10 protein-coding genes and 1 other RNA gene are annotated in these 23,043 nt (G+C 38.2%); 7 read left to right on the top strand and 4 right to left on the bottom strand.

The window, feature by feature from the left end:
• Positions 1–9: 9 nt before the first annotated feature.
• The 4 genes from CJ739_RS17800 (at position 10) to CJ739_RS17785 (ending at position 17,633) form a co-directional block, all read left to right on the top strand.
• A complete protein-coding gene (locus CJ739_RS17800; RefSeq protein ID WP_117177766.1) occupies positions 10–987 on the top strand; it encodes a PorP/SprF family type IX secretion system membrane protein in 978 nt (325 codons plus the stop codon).
• A 613-nt stretch (positions 988–1,600) separates the two neighbouring features.
• Complete coding sequence (locus CJ739_RS17795; protein WP_117177768.1) at positions 1,601–15,343, top strand: T9SS type B sorting domain-containing protein; 13,743 nt, start codon at positions 1,601–1,603, stop codon at positions 15,341–15,343.
• A 53-nt stretch (positions 15,344–15,396) separates the two neighbouring features.
• Positions 15,397–16,374 carry a PorP/SprF family type IX secretion system membrane protein gene (locus CJ739_RS17790; RefSeq protein ID WP_117177766.1) on the top strand — a complete coding sequence of 326 codons (978 nt, stop codon included), beginning with the start codon at positions 15,397–15,399 and terminating at the stop codon, positions 16,372–16,374.
• Between the two features lie 116 nt (positions 16,375–16,490).
• A complete protein-coding gene (locus CJ739_RS17785; RefSeq protein ID WP_117177764.1) occupies positions 16,491–17,633 on the top strand; it encodes an MFS transporter in 1,143 nt (380 codons plus the stop codon).
• 91 nt (positions 17,634–17,724) lie between these two features.
• On the opposite strand, the gene CJ739_RS17780 is transcribed toward CJ739_RS17785, so the two are convergent.
• The 3 genes from CJ739_RS17780 to CJ739_RS17770 form a co-directional block, all read right to left on the bottom strand.
• Positions 17,725–18,030 (bottom strand): type II toxin-antitoxin system RelE/ParE family toxin, encoded by a 306-nt coding sequence (locus CJ739_RS17780; protein ID WP_117177762.1) that lies wholly within the window; start codon positions 18,028–18,030, stop codon positions 17,725–17,727.
• Positions 18,031–18,033: 3 nt separating this feature from the next.
• Positions 18,034–18,252: a hypothetical protein gene (locus CJ739_RS17775; RefSeq protein WP_117177760.1), complete on the bottom strand. Its 219-nt coding sequence runs from the start codon at positions 18,250–18,252 to the stop codon at positions 18,034–18,036.
• Between the two features lie 91 nt (positions 18,253–18,343).
• On the bottom strand, positions 18,344–19,387 hold the full coding sequence (locus CJ739_RS17770; RefSeq protein WP_117177758.1) for a glutaminyl-peptide cyclotransferase: 1,044 nt from the start codon (positions 19,385–19,387) through the stop codon (positions 18,344–18,346).
• Positions 19,388–19,475: 88 nt separating this feature from the next.
• Here CJ739_RS17770 and ffs point away from each other — a divergent pair.
• The 3 genes from ffs to CJ739_RS17755 all read left to right on the top strand — a co-directional run bounded on the left by ffs (position 19,476) and on the right by CJ739_RS17755 (position 21,541).
• Positions 19,476–19,574: signal recognition particle sRNA small type (ffs, locus tag CJ739_RS17765), an RNA gene on the top strand.
• Positions 19,575–19,817: 243 nt separating this feature from the next.
• The gene (locus tag CJ739_RS17760; RefSeq protein ID WP_117177756.1) at positions 19,818–20,609 is read left to right on the top strand and encodes a 3-keto-disaccharide hydrolase; all 792 of its coding nucleotides are present in this window, start codon (positions 19,818–19,820) and stop codon (positions 20,607–20,609) included.
• A gap of 128 nt (positions 20,610–20,737) precedes the next feature.
• Entirely contained in the window at positions 20,738–21,541 is an 804-nt protein-coding gene (locus tag CJ739_RS17755) for an SDR family oxidoreductase (protein ID WP_117177754.1), read from the top strand.
• Between the two features lie 2 nt (positions 21,542–21,543).
• On the opposite strand, the gene CJ739_RS17750 is transcribed toward CJ739_RS17755, so the two are convergent.
• Positions 21,544–22,968, bottom strand: coding sequence for a TlpA family protein disulfide reductase (locus CJ739_RS17750; RefSeq protein ID WP_117177752.1), 1,425 nt, complete (start codon positions 22,966–22,968; stop codon positions 21,544–21,546).
• Positions 22,969–23,043: the final 75 nt, after the last annotated feature.

Raw genomic sequence — 23,043 nt, 5'->3', positions numbered from 1 at the left:
ATAAGATAGATGCGAAAATTAATTATATACCTACTGTTAGCGGTCCTGGGCAAAAGCCATGGTCAGGAGCTCAACCTGCCCGTCTTTACGCAATACCTGGCGGACAACAATTTTGTGGTCTCACCGACCTATGCGGGCATAGGTGACAACCTCAAGCTGAGGGCCAACGGTCTGACGCAGTGGGTCGGCATCAAGGACGCCCCGGACAACCAATCGTTCTATGCGGACTTCAGGATCGCTGACCGCAGCGGGGTTGGGCTGTCGTTCTACAACGACAAGAACGGGAACACCCTGCAGAAAGGGGCCAAGTTCTCTTTTGCGCACCACCTTATCCTGGACTACTATTCCAAGCAGTACCTATCGCTTGGGATCTCCTATAACATAAACAACTTTAGGATCGATACCAGTCAGTTCACGGACGGCACCGACCAGCCACCGGTCTCAAATCCGGTGATAACGGACGATAGGTCCACGACCAACAACAATTTCGATGTGGGCGTACTGTACAGGAACAAAGGGTTCTTTGCCAGTTTCAACGCCAACAACATCCTGGAAAAGAAGATCGACGAGGACATTCGGGTCTCCGAGCCCAACCTGCTGCTGAACTACCAGATCTATTCCGGTTATACCTTTAGGGGCCCGAAGAAGAGCGGCCTGGAGTTTGAGCCATCGGTGTATTACCAGATGTTCAGCAGTGACAAGCGGAGCAGTACCGACATTAACTTCAAGTTCAGGAAATACAACAGGAAGGAGGACTATTATTGGGCGGGGATCTCGTACCGCTATCTGAACGACCAGTTCCTGAAGCCCCTGAACATCGGCCCGATGGTAGGCTTCAAAAAGGACATATTCTATTTTGGGTATGCCTACCAGGTGACCATGAACGACCTGTCGGGCTATAATTCCGGTACGCACGTCATTACCATAGGGCTGGAGTTTCTGCAGGGCATCAGCAATTGCCCCTGTACGCAGAGCCCCGTGCATTAATTTGTTTTTAATCTAAAGAATTCCTCGGGGCTTGCCCCGGGGTTTGCTTCTCCAGTTCGCTTTGCTCGTATCTGCTTCAACCTCACCTTGAGGAGAGGTCAAAACTGTCAGGCAATTTTGGGAGAGGTGTCATAACTAAATTTTGGTTTTTGTGTCTTTAGGACATAATGAAACGAGCAAAAATACCCCTATGGTTTTGTCTCTGAGATTGTTCGTTTCAAGAAATTTGTTTATTCAAAAAGAATTTTCCGAGGCTCTACTCTGTGAGTAAAAAGGAAAATTTAAAAACCTAAGGTTTTCATCAAACTAAAAATAAACTCTTTTCTGTTGAATACTCCGGTGGCTCTGTCGGGGATTATTTTTTGTATAAAAATACTACATAATTAATTAACATTTAAGGTCTAAAGCATTATTTTGTCGATAAAATACTTTATTTATAGGATTGATTTATTAATGTTCCAAAATAATTTACGATATTTATGCCGTTTAAAAACGATTATTTAAGATAAAATGTTTCAAGTGTAGGAATAAAATTTATGAAGTGGTTTGAAACACTTTTCTAAGTAATTTTTTAACATCCCAACCAAAAACAACCAACCAAAATTACCTGCTTATGAAAAAAATTACATATCTAAAAACAGGATTGCGTATTTTATTATTTTTACTAAGTATGCAGCTGTTTGCACAAACTTACAAGCCTTTTACCGTAAGGGAAAATGTAGAAGTTAAGGGTAGTATGCTTGTAATTGGAAATAATATTCTTGGTAAAGATAATCTGCCTTTTAATGATACATCAAAGGATAACCAAGATATATCAATGCAATATATAGATGTTGACTCTGATGCTTCAACATTTAGTTCCAGTGCTGCAGACCTTTTATTATCCGATCATGAAGATGGAAGTGCAACAACATGTTACAGAGTTGCTTATGCAGCCTTGTATTGGGGTGCAGTACTTCAAAGTGGTAGTAGAACAAATATCAATCAAGTAAAGTTTAAGTTACCCGGTAGCTCAACCTATAATGATATAACAGGTGAAGTTATTTATGATGCAATTGTTAGTCCTATTATTGCAGCAACCAATGAACAAGGAAATACACCTTATGCATGTTATGCAGATGTCACTAATTTGTTATCTGGTTTATCGGATATTGAAGGAACCTATACAGTGGCAAATGTAACGTCTAGTTTGGGTTTTAATAATTCAACAGGATTATCTGCAGGTTGGACACTTTTTGTGATTTATGAAGATCCAAGCCTTCATACTAAATCATTTACCACATTTGATGGATTTAGTCATATTTATGATGGCCATCAAGAAACAGTTCCAGTTACAGGGTTTACAACGCCTCCAAGTCCATCCCACATAGATTTACAATTTGCTTATGCAACATTAGATGGTGATAGAACACGACGGGCTACAAAATTAGAGATTAATGGAAAAGAAGTAACAACACCATTAAGATCTGCCAATAAATTTTTTGGTTCTGTAATAGAAAACACAAATGGTGTTTCAAACCCAAGAAACCCCATGAGTAGTAACACATTGGGTTATGATACTGGTTTTTTGGAACTATTAGATGCTGAACCAGAGTTTATTAAGAACAATGAGTCTTCTGCTGATTTCAGGTTACAAGTAGCTCAAGGTCAGGCAGATCCCATTTTTGCTTTTTTTAGTGCCTTTGCTGTTGATATTATTGCGCCGGATATTGACCTCACTAAAGTCGTATTAGACACTTCTGGAAATGATATTGATGGAGCAGATGTAACCTTAGGGCAAAATTTATTTTATGAAATTACCTATCAAAGTGTAGGCAATGATAATGTTACGCAATTCACCATAAAGGATGTGCTTCCTGATAACATTGTTTTTGATCCTAATACTGATATCGATTACAGTAATGCAGGAGGTGCTACATTGCAATCTTACGATCCAGTTACCAGAACGCTTATTTTTAATATTCCGGATACTTCTGTAGAGGTTAATGACCCGAGTTTTGTAATACGTATAGCTGTTCAAGTGGTACCTAATTGTTATGACCTGAGCCAGGCTTGTTCTAATGAAATAAAAAATCAGGCTTTTGCAACTTATAGAGGTGTAGTTAATCCTACTGTAATTCAAGACGAAGGAAGTTTTGCAACAACAGAATGTTTAGGTGTTCCAGGCTCCACTAATTTTCTGGTAAACATTTCAAATTGTAGCTTCGAAAGAAATGAAGTGCTTTGTGGCACCAGTGTCCTTTTAACAGCGGCTGCTGGTTATGATAGTTATTCTTGGTCTACAAGTCCAACTGGTTCACCAGTCATAGGTACAGGTCAGACCTATACTGCAACAGATACAGGTACTTATTATGTAACCGATACAACATCTTCAACTTGTACATCTATTCAAGAAGAGATAACGGTTATTCCCTATGGAAATACCATTAACAATCCAATAATTCCTTATGCAGATCTACTACCAATCTGTCCTAATGATGGTAAGGTATTGCCATATATTTTCTTGTGTGGTGCCAATGATACTAGAGCTATTACCACAGGTATTAGTGATGCTGTATCAATTATTTGGGAAAAGTTAGATGAAACCAGTTGTGCCGCAATGACAATTGATGATTGTGCCAATGAAAATCCAGCATGTACATGGAATCAAGTAGCTACAGGACCTAATTATGTAGCTGATACTTCTGGGCAGTTCAGGATTGTTATAAATTATCCTGGTGGATGTTTTAGTATTTTCTATTTTAATGTTTATAAAAACTTATTAAGCCCTACTGTTACAGCTAAAGACATTATTTGTACAACACCAGGTGAAATAACAGTTGGAGGCGTTCCTAGTGGATATGAATATAGTTTAGACCCTACGGGTCCATATCAATTATCTAATGTGTTTACTATCAATACACCTAATTATTATACTGTATATATAAGACAAATAGAGGTAGATTCTAACCCATGTATTTTTGAAACACCAAGTATTTATGTTAGACAAAGGGATGTTAGTGTTTCGGAATTTGTTACCCAACCAAATTGTAATGGTGATACTGGAAGTATAAAATTAGCAGTCAATGATGCGCTTCCACAATATTACTATAGCATCTCCCAGGGTGGAACATTAGTTAATAGTGTTGGTCCCATTTTAGAAAGTGATTATACGTTTCCTAATCTTAATCCAGGAATTTACACATATACGGTATCAACGGATGATGGCTGTACTTTTACAGATGATATTGAAATCATCAACCCACCAGTGTTAACAGCGACCTCTGCAGTTACAAAACCGATAACCTGTACTGATGGTGAAATAACAGTTTATCCTAATGGAGGCACACCACCTTATTTATATTATGTAAATGGTTCCACAGATTTTCAAGACACTCCTGTAATAATAGCACCTACCTCTGGAGACTACACCATTTTGGTTGTAGATTCCAATAACTGTAGTGCAACAACAACCCAATATATCGAAAGCATACCAGAGCCAGTTTATACGATGGGCTCTACAGATATATTATGTTATGGAGATAATATAGGAGTCATACAGTTTGATGTAACCAATGCTAATGGATATGCTATCACATATAGTATCGATGGTGGAACGACTTATAGTGCCAACCCAACGTTCTTAAACCTTAGTGCAGGTACTTATTCTACAAGTATTAAATATTCACTAGATGGAATGGATTGTTTTACTGAAACCCAAGAAATCACTATAACACAGCCTGATACAGCTTTAACAGCTTCGGCAGGTGTGTCGGAATTAGCTGGATGTGGTCCTAATGGTGAAGGTAAAGTACGCATTACAAATCCGCAAGGTGGCACACCTCCTTACGAATATAGTTTTGATAATCAAGCGACTTGGATAACCTCCAATGAAGCTTATGTGTTTCCAGGAACTTATACACTGTATATAAGAGATGCCAACGCTTGTATTTATCCTATGCCAGGTGTTGTATTAGACCCTGAACCGGTTGCGCCCACTATAGATGTTTCGGATCCTGATTATAATTGTGATGGCACTGCTGATGCTACTGTAACCGTAACAAATTCAGGAAGCAATACCTATAGCTATACCTATTTATTAGATGGTGTAGAAAATACGAATACTGCCGACCCCCAAACATTTTTAGATGTTCCAGAAGGAAACCATACCATAAGTGTTACTTATAAATTGGAAACTGTACCAACTTTTAGTAATTTATTGTTTGAGGATTTTGGTTATGGAGGCGATGTGACATCACCAGGAGTGAATCCTAATTTTTGTTTTGAAAGACAGGTTGAAGCTACAAAATGTAATGGCAACAGACTTTTTGGTAATGGAGAATATACCGTTACCAATGAACTTAGAAATAATCCTTATAATGGTTGGTGGAGTCCGAGAGACCATACCTCTGGTAGTATTCCCGGTAGGTTTTTAGCCGTTGATGCCGGATATGCCATACCAAACAATGCGGTAGTTTATAGAAAACAGATTAATGATATTATTCCAAACCAACCTATTCAAGTACGCTTTTTTGCTACTAATTTACTACGAGTAGGGAATACACAACCTGATGCTTCACTTACTGTAGAGTTACAGGATAGTAATGGTGTCGCTTTATCTTCGGAATCTACTGGTGGGATACCAAAAACCAATGGTTGGGTAGAGTATAACAAAACGATTAATCCAGGAAACAATACGACTTTGGACTTTGTTTTAAGGTTAGAAATAGCACAAGTAAATGGAATTGATTTTGCAGTTGATGATATTGAGGTATATCAACTTCCAACAACGTGTATATCTCAAGAAGACTTTCCTTTTATTATACCATCGGGTCAAGCGTTTACGGCAGATATAACGGGAGCTTCCAACGTAAACTGCTCTGGGGGAGCCGATGGAACCATAACCATTGCCGTTCAAAATTTCGATGCCACAAATGGGTTCCAGTATTCTATGGATAATGGTACAACCTGGAACACTCAAATAACATCACCTTACACGATTACTGGATTGGCAGCGGGTAGCTATACCATTCAAGTACGTTATGAAGATGCAGCAGATACCTGTAGTTTTACGCTAGCTCAAGACATTACGGAACCAACTCCTTTGACTGTATCAGCCTCTGGAACACCGGTAACCTGTCTTGACGGATCGACTGTTACGGCAACAGCAACAGGAGGTTCTCCAGCTTATGCTTATGAATTGTTGGATGCCTCATTAAATTTAGTGGCTAATTTTCCTAGTAATGGTATTTTAACCAACGTAGCTGCGGGAGATTATACTATTAGAGCGACTGATGCTAATGGATGTCCAGCGACTACCACACTTAGCTTAGTAGCACCGAATGCACCAACTGCTTTAATGATCAATACCGATTATTGCTATGATGCTATGAATGGCGCAACCTTGGAAGTTACTGCGTCAGATGGTCAAGCACCTTATGAATACAGTATTAACGGTGGTGCATTCCAATCGAATAATGTTTTTTCTAATTTAACACCAGGAACTTATAATATAACTGTAAGGGACGCTTATGGATGTGAGGTTGTTTTACCTACTGAAACCATAGCTAATCAAGTAACGGTAAGTGCCGTGTTAACTAAAGAATTGGATTGTACAACATCACCAGATGCTGTTATTTCAGGAAGCATTTCAGAAGGATATCCACCTTATACAGTAAGTTTAATTCAAGGAACAGGAACAGTTAACCTGTCAGGAAGCACCTTTACTTTAACAACAGGAACAGATGGCGCTTACCAATTTCAGGTAACAGATGCCAATGGTTGTCAGGCGGTTTCAAATGTCATTACAGTAAACCCCATTATAGATCCAACAGCCACTACAACAACGGTAAACCCAAGTTGTAATGGGGGTACGGATGGCTCGGTACAAATAATTCCAGCCGATGGCGTTGGTCCTTATATTTATAGTTTTAATGGAAGTTCTTTTTCTTCAACATCATTGTACACAGGGTTAGGAGCAGGTATTTATACTTATGAAGTACAAGACGCCAACGCATGTATTTTCAGCGATACCGTAACTTTAACAGAGCCAACAGCTTTAGTTGTTACGGCAGATGCAACAGCATTCAGTTGTAGTGCTACCAATACAAAACAATCAGCGGTCGTGACCATTGATGTTCCAACAACAGGAACGGCTCCGTATTTGTACAGTTTCAACGGATCTGGTTATAGCTCAAATAATACATTAACAGTAAATGATAATGGTACAGACCAAGTTATTACGTTTTCTGTACAAGATGCCAATGGTTGTACGGATAGTGGTTCTATTACCATATTACAATTAGACCCACCAACAGATTTATCTTTTTCAGCTACACCAATAACTTGTATCGATACAACTTCTGATGTAACACTAACGGCTACAGATGGAGTAGGTGCATTAACTTACCAAATTATTTCACCAGCAAGTGCTATTGGAAACACAACAGGCACTACAACAGGTATATTTACAGGTTTAGCACCAGATACTTATGTGTTTAGAGTTACTGATGCCAATGGTTGTTACTATACAGAGTCTTTCCCAATTAATCCCGTTACGCCTATTGTAGTAACAGGATTGAAATTAAGTGATGTGTTATGTAATGGTGGTACTACGGGAGCCATTCAATTTACGGTTTCCGGTAATTCTGGAACCTATACAAGTTCTTTGTCCCCTAATACAGGAACTTTAAGTCAATCTGGAAATACTATAGATGTAACAGGTTTAGTAGCGGGAAGTTATACTTTAGAAGTAACCGATACAACAACAGGATGTACTGCCAATGAAACAATTACCATTGAAGAGCCTGCAGCACTTAGTATTGAATCTGCTACAGCTACTAATGTACATTGTAATAATTACGAATCTCAAATTACAGTGACAGCAACAGGAGGCACGCCAAATTATACTTATGCAGCAGTTGTAACGGGTGCACCAGCACCAACGGCACTTGATTATAATAGTAGTAATGTCATAACTGTAGACACCAATAGTGCATCGGATTTAGTTTGGGATGTATATGTAAAAGATGCTAATGGCTGTCCTGAGATGACTACTGTTACTATTATTGAAGATGCCTTGCCAACGGTAACCGCACCAACGGTATCAAACCAGTGTACTGCTACTTCTGGATTTACTTTTACCGTTTCGGGATCAGGCACTGCGCCACTTTCATATAGTATAAATGGTGGGGCATCATACCAAACAAGTCCAACCTTTACAGTAAACGCAGCAGGAAGTTATACGATTACTATAAGAGATGGAAATGGTTGTACAGCAACTAGTGCCACACAAACAGAGGTTTTTGCACCCATTACAGCTAGTGCTGTTTTAACAAAGGATTTAACATGTTCCCTACCAACTGATGCAGCCATCGATGTAACGGTTTCTGGAGGAAATGCACCTTATACTTATAGAGTTAAAATAGGAGCAGGAGCTTATGGTACTTCAACAGCATTTGCAGGAACGTCATTTACTTATAATACGTCTGCTGCAGATACTTATCAATTTGAAATTATCGATGCGAATGGGTGTACTCAAGAAACGAATGTGATAACAACAAATGCTATTGTTTCTGTAACAGTATCAACATCAACTGTCGACCCAACTTGTAATGGAAGTTCTGATGGCTCCATTAGATTAACTCCATTAACAGGGGAGTCTCCTTTTACTTATAGTATGGATGGAGGTTCTACTTTTACGTCTTCAAATATATTTGGAGGATTGGTTGCCGGCAATTATGATTATGTAGTAAGGGATAGTAAGGGATGTGAAGTATCAGGAACTATTAATTTAACAGATCCATTGCCTATAGATGTATCAATAGTTAGAAACGCCATACAATGTAATGCCAATGTACCTGGTAGTTTAGATATTACCATTAATTCTGGAGGAATTTCTCCTTTTACATATACGCTATATGATAACACCTATACTCAAATAGGTGCTAGTGTTAGCACAGCATCAACAGCACACACATTTTCAGGTTTGTCATTTGGGGATTATTATGTTACCATTGTTGATTCAAAAGGGTGCGAATACCGCAGTGGTAAACTAAGAATAGAAACGCCACCAAATATTCAATTAGATGCTGTTACCTCTACAGGATCTTGTGCTACAGGAGCTACTGTAGACATTTCTGTTATTACTGGAGCTGCCCCATTTACGTATTCAATATATGGACAGCCAGCAACTTCTTTTGGACCTACAGCAGCAAGTTCTCATACATTTACGGGGTTAAATCATGGTGTAACGTATTTATTTCAAGTTATTGATGCAGGTGGATGTTATTCTATTATAGAAGTTACAACCCCAGTTTTATCAGCTATTGATATTAACCCTATTACTACAACTAATGTAAATTGTAATGGCGATAATGACGGTAGTGTAAGTTTTACTATTTTAGATTATGACCCATCTGTGACATCACTATATTATGAAGTTCAAGATGAATTAACAAATTTACCTATAATTCCAGCACAAAATGGCACATTCCTAGGTCTAACAGGCTCTCCAGTTAATGGTGTTATTAATGGATTGCCAGCAGGTAATTACACATTATTTGTTCAAGAAGTAGATGGAACTTTATGTACCGTTTCAAAACCATTCCAAATTACACAACCAATTCAGCCACTTTTATCAGCAATTACAGATGAAGTTAATGCAAATTGTAATACAGGAGCGCAAATAACAGTTACTACAACAGGTGGTACTGGACCTTACCAGTATGCAGCTGGAGCACCAGGTTTTATACCTGCTGTTGGTGATTTTGGATCAAGCAACGTGCTAAATTTAGATCCTTCAATAAGAACAAATTGGGATATAGTTGTAGTAGATTCTAATGGATGTTCTATTACTCTTAACGAGACAATAGCATCAGACCCAGACCCAACTATAAACCCAGTTGCTGAACAATGTTTTGATGGCACACCGTTCAATATAACATTAACAGGAACTGGTACGGCACCTTTAACCTATAGTATAGGTGGTACATATCAATCAAGTCCTAACTTTACAATTAATGCATCAGGAACTTATACCATAAGTATAAAAGATGCTAATGGCTGTATAGCATCAGATACTTTTGTGGTGCAACCACCATTGTTATTAGATGCCGATTTGACCCAAGATTTGACATGTACTGTGGATGCAAGTATTACCATAACACCAACAGGGGGAACAGGAAGTTATACTACCTATGAAGTTAGTTTTAATGGAGGTGTTTATACTGCTATTGTCGGAACAACTTATACGACTACTTTAGATGGAACTTATCAGTTTAGGGTAACAGATTCTCAAGGATGTCAAGCAGAATCAAATACCATTACAGTAACACCTAATACAACACCAACATTTACACCTACACCAACTCATGTAAGTTGTAACGGTGGAGCAGACGGTCGTATCGTTATTACTGCTGCAAATGGTATTGCACCATATCAATATAGTATTGATAATGGCGTAACGTTCCAAGCATCCAATCTCTTTACAGGATTATCTGCTGGACCATATGATGTGGTTGTAAGAGATAGTAAGAATTGTGATTCTGCACCAACAACAGTAACCATTACTGATCCAACACCGGTAGATGGAACTGGAACCTTAACACAAGGGCTTACTTGTGGCACAGGAAATGCAACCCAACCAGCTATAGTAACCATTACAGGTGGTGGAGGTACAGCACCTTATACCTATAGTTTTAATGCTGGTGTAAATTATACATCAACCAATACCTATACAACATATAATGCAGGAACTGTAACGGCTTATATTAAAGATGCTAATGGCTGTATTATTGTAACGCCAATAGATGTTATTATACCAGCTTTAGATGAACCAACAGATTTGGATTTTGTTTCTACACCAGTAACATGTTTAGCTGTGACAAGTGATGTCACATTAACGGCAACAGATGGTGTTGGCCCATTAACGTATGAAATCATTTCGCCTGCAAGTGCAATAGGAAATACTACGGGAGCTTCAAATGGTATATTTACTGGTTTAGCACCAGACACCTATGTGTTTACCGTTACCGATGCTAATGGTTGTTATTATACAGAATCTTATTCAGTTGCTCCTGTAACCAATATTACCGTTTCAGGACAATTGGTCAGCGATGTTAATTGTAGCACTGAAGCCAATGGTGAGGTAGTCTTTACCGTATCAAATTTCGCATCTACTTATAGCTACACAATTAATGGCAGTCCAGCGATAGTTGGGCAAACAAACCCAACAATTTCGTTACCAGGATTAACGTTTGGAGATCAAACCATTGTAGTAACAGATGAAACCACAGACTGTACAGCGACTGCTACGGTAACTGTCAGTGAGCCTCCAGTATTAACACTTGCTGAAGCAAGTAATGTGAATGCGAATTGTAATTTCGGAGCCCAAGTAACGGTTGGAGCTACAGGAGGCACATCGCCTTATCAATATGCATTTATTGTATCTGGGGCAGCAGTTGATTCTGATTATTCAAATAGTAATTCAGCTGTTTTAGATCCAGCAATAAGTACAACTTGGGTAGCTTGGGTACGAGATGCGAATGGTTGTATCGATGATATTAATATAACTATTGATACAGATCCACTACCAACAGTAACGGTTCCAAGTATTTCTGATAATCAATGTAATTTAAATGGAGATCCATTTACATTTACTGTGACAAATCCAACAGGAATAGCACCATTTAGTTATTCTATTGGAGGTGGATTCCAAACCAGTTCTACATTTACGGTTTCTACTCCAGGAACCTATACAGTAACTATAAAAGATGGCAACGGGTGTACTGCTGATAGTACAACACCTATAACTATCTATCCTGCTTTAGACTTAAATGCAGTCATAACTACTTTACCAAGCTGTACCGATGATGACGGCGTAATTACAGTAGCAGGTTCTGGTGGCTCAGGAAACTATGCTTATGCTATTAGTCCGAATGTAGGGTCTATATCAGGAAACGTGATTTCAGGTGTGCCTTCAGGTACATATACCGTTACCATAACCGATACAACAACAAATTGTACAAAAGATATAGATGTCACATTGGAAGCTCCAACACCGGTAACTTTTACAACGATGCCAACAGATGTTAGCTGTAATGGTGGTAGTGATGGCAGTATTACAGTAAACTTACCTGCAAGTAATGATAATCCGATTTATACTTATAGCTTAGACAACGGTGTAACTACACAAACGTCCAATGTATTTACAGGATTAGCACCAGGAACTTATAATATAACAGTGACTTCTGGAAGAAACTGTAGTTTAACACAGCAAGAAACGGTAAGGGAACCAGATCTTATAGATGTTCCAGCTCCAGTTGTTGATGATTACGACTGTACTTCAGGTACCAATGCCACAAATTTTGCAACAATAACGGTAGGTGGTGTTATAGGTGGTTCAGGTAATTATACCATTTATGAGTTTATAAGAGGGACCTCAGTTGTTCAATCGGGTTCAAATAATGTATATACTGAAGCTGATTTATTAGGTGGAGCATACACTATCAATGTGTATGATGATAATGGGTGTCAAGGAACAACTTCAGCAACTATAAATCCATTTATAGGTTTAGAAGATATTAATGTAAATATTGATAATGCCATCACCTGTACCAATGATGAAGATATAACCGTTTTGGTAACCAGTTCTGGAGGCACGCCAACCAATCTGCAATTTACAGTAGAAGATGTTGATGGCAGCGTAACAGGAGGTATTTACAGTCAGACAAATGCTACCGGTGTTTTCACTGGATTACCAATTGGTAATTACATAATAACCGTTACCAATTTAGATACAGATTGTAGTTTGCAAACGGCTCATTATGTTAATGATCCTAATACGTTTGATCTTACTATTGATTCTGTTGTTGATGTCACGTGTTTTAGTGATTCTGATGGTAGTGTGAATGTGACGTTTATAGATAGAGTCCCTACACCTACAGATGAGTCCGGTGCTTTTAGTTACAATGTTGTTGATGCTTTAGGAACACCTATAACTTCAGGAACAATAGCCAATGCTGGTCCGATAACAATTCCAGGCTTAGCTTCAGGGACCTATACAATAACCGCTACGTTAACTAATGCACCGTATTGTACAGTAAGTAAAAACTTTACCATTACGGCACCAACGGCTGCTTTAGACATCACTGAAACCCATACGGAAATCACCTGTGTAAGTGGTAATAATGATGGTTCTATTTCTGCTAGCGCTACAGGTGGATGGCCAGGTGGTTATGAATATCAATTGGAAATCACTGGAGGTACAGTAGTTGTTCCTTACAGTTCAGTATCAAATTTCACAGGATTAACTGCTGGTGATTATATTGTAAAAGTTAAGGATAGCAAAGATTGCGAAGCATCAGTGCCCGTAACACTGGTAGTACCAACCCCAATAAATGCCACGGTAACGGGAACACCAACTTTATTGTCTTGCTTTGGAGATAAAAACGCAACAATAACCGTAAGCAATGTAACGGGCGGACAGGGCAGTAATTACACGTACACCCTTAATATGGTGCTGCCAACGGTAACATCGTCGGGTCCACAGACATCGCCGGTATTTAGCGGACTGGGAGCGGGAACGTACAATGTTACGGTTACCGATGGCTATAATTGTGAGTTTACAACAACCGATGTTATTATATCGGAACCAGAGCAAATAGTAGCCAGTTTAGTAAAGGCAACGTCCCAAACCTGTGAGACACAAGCAACGCTAACATTAAGTGCTACGGGAGGAACAGGGATTTATGAATATAGTGATGATGTATCTTTTACTAACGTTATAGGATCCTTTACTTCAAATGTTACTTTTTCTGTAGCACCAGGAACTTATGCATATTATGTTAGAGATGCCAATGCCTGTACAGCCAATGTATCCAACGGGATAACCATTGATCCATTGCCAATATTGGCGGTTACTTTGGATACGACCAATGCCACCATTAACTGTGCAGGAGATGCCACAGGTGTTATCATAGCCGAAGCTGAAGGAGGTTTAGGTAATTATGTGTACACCTTACAGGACGGTTCGGGAACCGATATACCGGGGGCAACCCAAAACAGCCCCGGAGTATTTACGGAGCTACCGATAGGCACCTACCAAGTACGTGTGGACAGTGGAGATTGTTTGACCACAAGCGCCCAAGTAACAATTACGGAACCTGATTTGCCATTAGAGGTTCAACATACGGTAACTAATGTGCTGTGTAATGGAAATAACGATGGTGTCATAGAGATTGTTGCTACTGGTGGTACTGGTATTATTAAGTATGCTATTTCACCACAGTTAAACCAATTCTTTGATGAACCAATTTTTGATAATTTGGCTCCTGGCGATTACCAAGCCATCGCACAGGATGAGCTGGGATGTTATGTGCTAATCGATTTTACAGTAGAGCAACCAGACCCACAATTTATAACTATTGTACCAAATTCACTTATCCCTGAGATGTGTGAGGGCGATATGGACGGCGAGTTCAGTATTGAAGTTTCTGGAGGGACTGCACCTTACAGTGTTGCTTTGGATGATATTAACGGAAGCTATGTTCAGGGCGACCCAGCGCAGACACAATTCACGTTCTCTAATTTAGGAGGAGGCGACCATATCGTGTATGTGCGCGATGCCCAGGGCTGCGAGACCGAATGGAACATCACCTTCCCGGAATCGGTAACGATAAACCCCGAAGCCGTAGTGGTATTTGGCTGTACCAACAACGTATCGACCAACACGGTTACGGTTACCGTAGATACCAGTACAGATCCTGCCGACCTGGACTATTCACTGGACAATGGTCCGTACCAAACAAGCAATCAGTTTGAGAACGTACCGGCAGGTCTGGGACATTATATAGACGTAAGACATACCAATGGGTGTATCCAAAGAACGGAAGCGTTTGATATTGAAGAGTACGGTCCACTGGCACTCGTGCTGGAAGAAGGCGGGTTTAACGAGATCGTGGCCACAGCTACTGGCGGTTCCGGCGATTATGAGTTCACCCTGAACGGCGAACCGTATGGCAGCACCAATACCTTCCTGATCTACGAATCGGGCACCTATACGGTCACGGTGACCGACAGTTACGGCTGTTTTGCAACGGCTTCCGGATACTTTGAGTACGTGGACGTGTGCATCCCGAACTATTTTACGCCGGCCACCGAGGGCTGGGGCCCTGGGTGCGCTTCCCAGTACGGCCGTTTAACGGTGGATATCTTTGACAGGTACGGCCGTAAGGTAGCGACCCTCCGGGTAGGCGATAAGTGGGACGGGAACTATAACGGCAAAGAGCTTCCGACCGGGGATTACTGGTACGTGGTGAGGCTGAACGACCCCAAGGACGACCGTGACTTTGTGGGGCACTTTACACTCTATAGATAATGGAATGGGCCATATCGGAGTGGCCCTCTAAAACAACAAGAACAATAAGATAGATGCGAAAATTAATTATATACCTACTGTTAGCGGTCCTGGGCAAAAGCCATGGTCAGGAGCTCAACCTGCCCGTCTTTACGCAATACCTGGCGGACAACAATTTTGTGGTCTCACCGACCTATGCGGGCATAGGTGACAACCTCAAGCTGAGGGCCAACGGTCTGACGCAGTGGGTCGGCATCAAGGACGCCCCGGACAACCAATCGTTCTATGCCGATTTCAGGATCGCTGACCGCAGCGGGGTTGGGCTGTCGTTCTACAACGACAAGAACGGGAACACCCTGCAGAAAGGGGCCAAGTTCTCTTTTGCGCACCACCTTATCCTGGACTACTATTCCAAGCAGTACCTATCGCTTGGGATCTCCTATAACATAAACAACTTTAGGATCGATACCAGTCAGTTCACGGACGGCACCGACCAGCCACCGGTCTCAAATCCGGTGATAACGGACGATAGGTCCACGACCAACAACAATTTCGATGTGGGCGTACTGTACAGGAACAAGGGGTTCTTTGCCAGTTTCAACGCCAACAACATCCTGGAAAAGAAGATCGACGAGGACATTCGGGTCTCCGAGCCCAACCTGCTGCTGAACTACCAGATCTATTCCGGTTATACCTTTAGGGGCCCGAAGAAGAGCGGCCTGGAGTTTGAGCCATCGGTGTATTACCAGATGTTCAGCAGTGACAAGCGGAGCAGTACCGACATTAACTTCAAGTTCAGGAAATACAACAGGAAGGAGGACTATTATTGGGCGGGGATCTCGTACCGCTATCTGAACGACCAGTTCCTGAAGCCCCTGAACATCGGCCCGATGGTAGGCTTCAAAAAGGACATATTCTATTTTGGGTATGCCTACCAGGTGACCATGAACGACCTGTCGGGCTATAATTCCGGTACGCACGTCATTACCATAGGGCTGGAGTTTCTGCAGGGCATCAGCAATTGCCCCTGTACGCAGAGCCCCGTGCATTAATTTGTTTTATATTAGAAAAACCAAAATGTTATGCTATTTTTGCAGCTTGAAAGACCAAGCTAGTTGAGTCTTTCGGAAAGTTATGCCATAGGTATTAAATTATATAGCTAACAATAATGGAATTAAAGAGCAAACAACGCATAGCGCTAAGTGTCTATTTTTTCTTGTCGGGTATTTGCTTTGCATCGTGGGCATCTCGTATTCCTACCATAAAAGATTTTTTTAATTTGAATGAAGCCGAACTTGGTACCATTCTTTTGGCAATGCCTATAAGTTCTTTAATTGGGCTACCTATTTCTGGTTGGTTGGTATCAAAATTTGATAGTCGTGTACCGCTTATTGTATCGTTTGTTTTCTTTTCTATTGCTTTAACGTGTATTGGTTTTGCAACAACACCATTATTGTTAGTATTATCGGTTTGTTTGTTTTCGTTTTGTATGCGAATTTTAAATATATCGGTAAACACACAATCTATAACCTTGCAAAGAAAGTTTGAAAAACGTGTAGTGGGTGCTTTTCATGGGCTGTGGAGTACGGGTGGTTTAGTAGGTGTTGCCTTTTCCACTTTAATGGTAAAAATGGGAATTTCAATTCAAATTCACTTGTTAAGTATCTCCATAATTGGATTGATAATTGCTTTAGTAACCTATCGATTTACTATAAAAGGGGATAAATCGCCTACCGGAAATAAACTAATAATAGGAAAACCAGACCCGTTTATTTTGTACTTGGGTGTGTTGATATTTTTTGGAGCTATTTGTGAAGGCGGTATGTTCGATTGGAGTGGGGTTTATTTTAAAGATGTTGTAAAAGAAGAAATTTTCACCTATGGTTACCTCATGTTTATGACCACTATGGCTCTTTCAAGGTTTTTTTGCGATAGGCTAGTCAATGAATTTGGCTTGCAAAAAATGTACATTTTAAGTTCGGTATTGATAGCCTTGGGGATTGCAATAGCTGTGATATTCCCATTTTTTTGGCCTGCGTTATTAGGCTTCTGTTTTGTAGGTTTTGGTACGGCAGCTATTTTCCCTGTAACATTATCGCTGGCTGGAACCTCAAAAAAATATTCACCAGGCATGGCAATATCCATAATTACTACTTATGCTATTTTTGGGATGCTAATTGGGCCACCGCTAATAGGCTATTTGGCACAGGCATTTAACTTAAAAAATGCTTTTATTGTTTTTATAATCATTGGGTTGATGTTTATTCCTGTGTCGCATGCATTTTTTAAGTTTCAGGCAAAAAATCAATAGATATCTTTCAGGGTGTTATTTAAAGTACGTTTTCTTAGCTAGTATTTTTGTGGATTTTAGTAATTTGGGATTACACAGCTTTCGTGCTTTTTTATTTTATATCCTTCTTTAGTTTTTCAGGATGTTGCCTTGTGTCAAAAATCGTTATTATCTCTATTTCTTGTTGTTCAGCCAATATTCTATAATAAAAAGTAGTATGTTTTGTCACGACACATTTGTAAAGACCTTCAATTTCAGATGATTTTGTGCAGCTTTTTGGTTGGGAAGATACTAGGTTAACCTTTTCAGTCAGTTTTGCAATGAATTTATCTCTTGTTTTTAAGTCCCAATTTTCTAATAGATATTCGGAAAGTTTTAAAAGTTTAGATTCAGCAAGTTCAGATAAAAAGATTTTCATTCACTAAGAGATTTTCTTCAAAAAAGATTCATAAGAAACCCTCTTTCCGTTATCTAATTCCTCAATACCTTTTTTAATTTCTTTTTGTTCGGAAGGGCGTAATTCATTCCAAAAATCAGTTTTTTCTCTTTTGACAAAATCAGCTACTCGTTGGATAAATTCAGAATTTTCATTTTCCAAGATGGTTTTTAGTAATTCGAGTTTTGTTGTTTGAATATCCATTTTTTAAATTCTTTACGATTAAACAAATTTACAAAAAATATCGTTCATTTTAATATTTCCTAAAAACAACACTCATTGTAAACAGGTTGATTTAATTAAACTTACTTTCAACAATTTCAACCTCAAACAATTTGTCCCAACGTTTTCCTGTAACAAAAATGGTTTTGGTTTCAGGGTTATAGGCAATACCGTTTAATACATCCAACCCTTGATGTTGTGTTACTAACTTTTTTAATGGAGAAAAATCAATTACGCCAATAACAGCACCGTTTGTAGGGTTTATTAAAGCAACTCCATCTTTTTGATAGCGGTTGGCATATATAACACCATGAATCCACTCCATTTCATTAATCCCAATAATTTTCCCTTTGTTGGTATATACTTGAATGTGGTCTTCTTCAATCAAGGTCTCGGGGTTTAAAAGCCAAATATTCTCGGTGCCGTCGCTTTTATAAAGTTTATTAGAATCGTTACATATGCCCCAACCTTCCTTACTATTTCCGTATTTAAAGCTATTTATTTTTTCAAATGTATTGACATCGTACACAAAACCAGTACCCGATTGCCATGTAAGCTGGTAAATTTTATCGTTAAGTATGGTTAGTCCTTCTCCAAAATAAGCATCTGCTAAATTGATGTTTTTCACAACTTCACCAGTTTTATAATCAACCTGTCTTAATTTCGATTCTTTGAGTTGCCCAGTACTTTCATATAAATTGCCATTATAAAATTCAAGCCCTTGGGTGTATGAGGTAATATCGTGTGGATATTCATTAATAATTTTATAAGTATATACTTTTGGCGCTTCACTATTTAAAATGGTAATAGTTGTAGCGGCTGTTTGTTTTTCATTATTAAAATATATTGTGGCATTGATCGTATGTTTTCCTAATTTAAAGGTTTTTAAATCGGACTTATCACTGATCTTTTTATCATTGAGTATATAGCTTACAGAATCGATCGGATGGTTTTTTTTGTTTTCAATAGAAAGATTTAAGGTCTCATTATTAGAAATATCGCCCTTTACGGCATTGGTTTTTATGCTGAAATCATTTTTATTTTGACCTGTATTGGAACCACAAGAAATAATTATGGTGTTTAACGAAATGATTAATAAGTATTTAAGAGTATTCATTTGAAAAATTAAATTTTGGGCAAGATATTTATTTAAAATCAGTTTAAAAAATCATTGTGAAAATTTTAAAAGGTTGTATCTTTGCAGCGGGCAAGTCCTACACAACCAGCTCCTGTTGAATCCTCCAGGGCGGGAACGCAGCAAAGGTAAATGGTCGTAGCGGTGTGATGTAGGTAGCTTGCCTTTTTTTTATTCATTCCCACGAAAGTGGGAATCTCATAAAAGAAGCCTAAAATATCATCTTTTTCTGAGTTGCCCGTTTGCTGGCTACCGATTTTGTTTGCACCAATTCGCTTCACCCATGCCCTTCGGAAAATCCTCCCTCACAAAACCGCAGTATTATATATAAACGTTGGTTTCTATTCAATAGAATATTATTTTTATTCTTTTTAAATACAAAAAGTAGAAATTTTAATTAATTCACCAAACTATGGAATCAAAAACAATTTATCTCTGCGCCATATTAATGGGGTATTTTGCTTTTCATGCTAAAGCGCAAGAAGGTTACCAGAGCTTACCTCCCAAAACATCTCCTATGCCCATGAAACCAGAAATGACAGAAATATGGGAACCGGAAGTGAAAGTAGTAACCCCAGCAAATAAGCAGGGTGATGCCCCTTCAGATGCGATTATTTTGTTTGATGGTAAAAATCTTGACCAATGGGTTAGTCAAAATGATGTTACGAAACCGGCTCCATGGAAAATTATTGGCACTACTTACATGGAAGTAGTGCCCGGTTCAGGTAACATTCAAACTAAAATGCCATTTGGGGATTGCCAGTTGCATCTTGAATTCAGTGCACCTGACGAGGTAGAAAGTGGAGGACAAGGTCGAGGTAATAGTGGTGTCTTTTTTCAGAACAGGTATGAACTTCAAATATTAGATTCTTATAATAATCGCACTTATCGTAACGGACAGGCAGCAAGCATTTATAAAGATCATGCTCCTTTGGTTAATGTTATGAAGAATCCGATGGAGTGGAACTCCTATGATGTAATCTATACAGCTCCTCGATTTAAAGCAGATGGTTCATTAGATGCTCCAGCAAGAATCACTGTACTGCATAACGGTGTACTTGTTCAAAATAATGTTACTATTAGTGGGATCACATATTACATTGGATTACATAATTACCCTGAAGCCCATGGTGATGATGTGATTTCTCTTCAAGATCATGGCAATAAAACCCAGTTCAGGAATATTTGGATTCGAAAACTTTAAAATGAGTTCATTATTCACACAAGTTTTTCTTCTCAAATCCACTCAATTTTTTTCTTTTTAACCGCCATTGTCAAATTCATTGTTAATTTTACATTATCAATTATCAATTATCAATTATCAATTGAACTATGTCTAAAGTTGTATTAATTACAGGAGGTTCTTCTGGAATAGGAAAATCGGTAGGCGAATATCTAACCGAAAAGGGGTTTATAGTATATGGGACCAGTAGAAATCCAAAAAAATATAAAGAAAGCAGGTTTCCTATTTTAGAGTTAGATGTTAAGAATATTGAAACCATTCAACAAACCATAAAAGTAATTATTGATAAAGAGGGTAGGATAGATGTCGTTATAAACAATGCAGGAGCGGGTATTACAGGAGCTATTGAAGAAATACCTGAAGCTGAGATTAAAGCAAATTTTGATACTAATTTTTTTGGACCTATTAACGTTATTAAAACGGTTTTACCACAAATGCGCCAACAACATTCTGGATTAATAATTAATATTACATCTATCGCAGGATACATGGGTTTACCGTACCGAGGTATTTATAGTGCCAGTAAAGGTGCTCTAGAACTTGTTACGGAGGCTTTTAGGATGGAATTGAAGGATTTCAACATAAAAATGACCAACATAGCACCTGGCGATTTTGCAACCAATATTGCTTCAGGAAGATACCATGCACCACTTTTAGATAATTCGCCATACAAAAAACCGTATGGTGATACTTTAAACTTAATGAATGCACATGTTGATAATGGCAGCGACCCTAATATGATGGCGCAAGCGGTTTTAAAAGTTATAAATACTAAAAACCCAAAAGGACATTACAAAGTAGGTGAGTTTATGCAGAAATTCTCAATTGTTTTAAAACGTATCTTACCAGACAGGGTTTATGAAAAAATGTTGATGAAGCATTATAAATTATAGGCTTACTTCCTATTAATAGCCCCCAAAAGTTGCTCTTCAAAATTCATTGAAAAAATATTGGCATTACTATACACTATTTTTTGATGCTTATCTACAACAATCGTTTTTGTCATAGGTTGGATGGCCAATACTTCTATAGATTCTTTTGGATTTTTAAACTGGTATTCATCTTTAAAATTAAATCTGTTTTCTTTTAATGAAGTTTTAGGTTTATCCGACCCGAAATCGTCAATATTAATGACTATAAATCTTACCTCAGGATATTTAACTTTAAGTTCGTTAAGTTTATAATGACTTTCTCTAAAATGATTGTAGAATGCGTTAGACCAAAAACATATTACAGTGGGCGTTTTAATTAATGAGTTGATATCAAATTCAGCATTTTTATAATCAACAATTTTGATATTAGGAAAATGACCACCTTCTTTTAAATTATTTAAAGATGTAGCAAAACGTTTTATTTCGTTTTTATCTGTTTCGTCACTGCTTTTACTTAAATAAGCACTTAAAAGGGCATCACTCTTTTCGGTATTGGTACTTTTTGATAAATAGTTTGCCGTAAAGTAATAAAGGAGTTTGTTTTTAAGAGTTTCATTGTCAATTAAGCTGTCTATAAGCTTAAGTCTATCTAAATTGTAGCACAACGAGCTTCTTCTAAACGTGTCATTGTCACTGTGGACTGTATGGTTTTCTAGAGCTAAATTATTAAGGCTATATTTTAAAAAAGAGTTGTAGGAGTAATGCTCTTTTAAGAAACTGTCATTGTAATTGATGGTTTTTCTATAGTTGTAAAAATCTTCAGGAAGCGATTTTAAAATGTTTCCTTTGTTGTTTCCATGATGTACAAACGGGTAAACTTCTTTACTGGAGAAATAACTATAATCTATATTGGCTTTTGCTATTTTATTAAATAAAGGAGACGGGTTGTATCTGGCTTTAAATGTGTTTAATTTATTTGTTTTAAATGCTTTTAAAGAGTCTATTCTGTTTTCGTAAGCCTCTGGTTTTAATTGACAGAACTTAAAAATCTTTTTTTCTTGAATTTCATTTTCAAGAAATTCATTGATTAGATAATTGTTCTTTTTATCGCCTGTACCGGTAAAAACCAACGACTCATCAAACTCAAGTGTATTCAATCTAAATAGTAAACTGTCCTTAGGTTCTAGTAAAACCATTTGTATCTCACCACCATGGTAAAATGTATATAAGCCTTCTTTTAGGTCGTTGACTTTATAAAGAAACCTGTTTTTGTTATCGAGTTTTATGGTATCGATTACCACATCATGTTTTAATAAGACAACAAAATCACTATTAGGATTAATAATCTCACCTCCTAAATACGCATAATTACCTTCTGAATTATTGCCATCGTTTTTGCAATTAAACAGTAGTAAAATAATTAACAAATTTATAAAGTGTAATTTCATAATCCCTCCTCAAAGTGTTTAAAGTAAACACAATTATAAGTACAAATGTATGTGTTGTGTTTATAAACTGCTGTT

This window comes from Mariniflexile sp. TRM1-10, from assembly GCF_003425985.1.
Lineage (GTDB): Bacteria > Bacteroidota > Bacteroidia > Flavobacteriales > Flavobacteriaceae > Mariniflexile.
The sequence above is the reverse complement of the archived record's forward strand: the minus strand, read 5'-3'. Positions and strand labels throughout refer to the sequence as shown.

Excerpts from the sequence above, each read along its gene's own strand:
- CJ739_RS17800 (WP_117177766.1), top strand. The coding sequence starts at position 10 with ATGCGAAAATTAATTATATACCTACTGTTAGCGGTCCTGGGCAAAAGC.
- CJ739_RS17795 (WP_117177768.1), top strand. The coding sequence starts at position 1,601 with ATGAAAAAAATTACATATCTAAAAACAGGATTGCGTATTTTATTATTT.
- CJ739_RS17790 (WP_117177766.1), top strand. The coding sequence starts at position 15,397 with ATGCGAAAATTAATTATATACCTACTGTTAGCGGTCCTGGGCAAAAGC.
- CJ739_RS17785 (WP_117177764.1), top strand. The coding sequence starts at position 16,491 with ATGGAATTAAAGAGCAAACAACGCATAGCGCTAAGTGTCTATTTTTTC.
- CJ739_RS17780 (WP_117177762.1), bottom strand. The coding sequence starts at position 18,030 with ATGAAAATCTTTTTATCTGAACTTGCTGAATCTAAACTTTTAAAACTT.
- CJ739_RS17775 (WP_117177760.1), bottom strand. The coding sequence starts at position 18,252 with ATGGATATTCAAACAACAAAACTCGAATTACTAAAAACCATCTTGGAA.
- CJ739_RS17770 (WP_117177758.1), bottom strand. The coding sequence starts at position 19,387 with ATGAATACTCTTAAATACTTATTAATCATTTCGTTAAACACCATAATT.
- CJ739_RS17760 (WP_117177756.1), top strand. The coding sequence starts at position 19,818 with ATGGAATCAAAAACAATTTATCTCTGCGCCATATTAATGGGGTATTTT.
- CJ739_RS17755 (WP_117177754.1), top strand. The coding sequence starts at position 20,738 with ATGTCTAAAGTTGTATTAATTACAGGAGGTTCTTCTGGAATAGGAAAA.
- CJ739_RS17750 (WP_117177752.1), bottom strand. The coding sequence starts at position 22,968 with ATGAAATTACACTTTATAAATTTGTTAATTATTTTACTACTGTTTAAT.